An 899-nucleotide genomic window follows, 5' to 3' on the forward strand; every position below is an offset into this window, starting at 1 on the left:
GCCCCCAGTATCTGCCCCAGGGTCAGTGAATCAGTCCCTCGGCCGAATGGGAATCCCCAATCGATTCATGTCGGTGGGCAAACGCTCTAGATCGAGCGACCTCGCATATGCGGGTAGGCTCACCGATGAAAAGCCAAAAGCGTTCAGAATTTTCCATGCGCCGCCATTCACTTCAGAAATGACCGACAGCCACTCAGCCTCAGTTTCGTCTCTCTCATGGTCAGGCAGCAATTTGCACTGCTGCCTGATGAGCCAGAACGCTATTTCCTCAGCTCTCTCATAGACGAGGCGGAACACGAGACCGCCACAGATCGCACTGAAGAAGAACCATATCGTCGCGTTCATTTCAGGTTGCTCCCAGAGGTTCCTTCCCGACAGAGCCGAAGAACTTTCTCGTGCGCTCGTTCTTCAGAGCATTTTCAGCTTCTCGCTGACCGGCGGCGGTAAGATCGTAGAGTCGCCGTAGTGGGCGTCCAAGTTGCTTAGGGTCGCCATCTTCCCAGGTTGCTTCAACCCATCCTGCTTTCTCAAGCCTTCTCAGAATCGGGTAGAGTGTTCCTGAGAAAAGGCCATACTGATTTATAAGATCCGCACCAGAGAGCGGCTCGCGCGATTCGAGAAAGCCGATCAGAACGCGGATCGTGGTTGCAGTCATTCTCATAACGTAACCTCGCAAAGTAAGGCGCCTTTACCTAGCACTACCATACAAGACTTCATGCCAGACCAGCGCTTTAAAAGCTTAACAAGGTATGATCATGGAACGCCGCAAGACTTTGGAAGTTGACATATTTTCATGGGTGTGTCTCGGTTCTTCGGTTCTTCGGTTCTTCGGTTCTTCGGTTCTTCGGTTCTTCGGTTCTTCGGTTCTTCGGTTCTTCGGTTCTTCGGTTCTTCGGTTC

2 protein-coding genes are annotated in these 899 nt (G+C 52.2%); both read right to left on the bottom strand.

The window, feature by feature from the left end:
- Window positions 1-30 precede the first annotated feature (30 nt).
- A complete protein-coding gene (locus P1J78_RS25000; protein WP_275570080.1) occupies window positions 31-345 on the bottom strand; it encodes a hypothetical protein in 315 nt (104 codons plus the stop codon).
- A gap of 1 nt (window position 346) precedes the next feature.
- A complete protein-coding gene (locus tag P1J78_RS25005) occupies window positions 347-655 on the bottom strand; it encodes a PadR family transcriptional regulator (RefSeq protein WP_275570081.1) in 309 nt (102 codons plus the stop codon).
- Between the last annotated feature and the right edge of the window lie 244 nt (window positions 656-899).

This window comes from Psychromarinibacter sediminicola (genome assembly GCF_029168335.1).
Classification (GTDB): domain Bacteria; phylum Pseudomonadota; class Alphaproteobacteria; order Rhodobacterales; family Rhodobacteraceae; genus Psychromarinibacter; species Psychromarinibacter sediminicola.